1 protein-coding gene is annotated in these 410 nt (G+C 70.2%); it reads left to right on the top strand.

All coding sequences use genetic code 11. The annotated features are described in order from the left end of the window. On the top strand, positions 1–410 hold a 410-nt coding region (locus ACEN88_RS34410; protein ID WP_413346891.1), incomplete at both ends, for a methyl-accepting chemotaxis protein.

Genomic DNA, 410 nt, shown 5'->3' with positions numbered 1-410 from the left:
GCGGCACCGACGCCATCGCGCTCGCGTCCGGCGAAGTGGCGGCCGGCAACCGCGACCTGTCGGCGCGCACCGAGCAGCAGGCCAGCGCGCTGGAAGAGACGGCGTCGTCGATGGAAGAACTGACGTCGACCGTGAAGCAGAATGCCGACAACGCGCGCCAGGCCAACACGCTGGCCGCGACGGCATCGACGGTCGCGGCCAAGGGCGGTGACGTGATCGAGCAGGTTGTCGACACGATGGCGCAGATCCACACGTCGTCGAGCCGCATCGTGGACATCATCGGCGTCATCGACGGCATCGCGTTCCAGACCAACATCCTCGCGCTGAACGCGGCCGTGGAAGCGGCGCGCGCCGGCGAGCAGGGCCCCCGGGGGGGCCGGCGGGGGGGGGGCGGGGGGGTTTTAAAAAAA

The sequence above is a fragment of the Massilia sp. CT11-108 genome (assembly GCF_047302915.1).
Taxonomy (GTDB): domain Bacteria; phylum Pseudomonadota; class Gammaproteobacteria; order Burkholderiales; family Burkholderiaceae_D; genus Telluria; species Telluria orientalis.
Note: the sequence above shows the minus strand (reverse complement) of the source record. Positions and strands in the feature narration are given on the sequence as shown.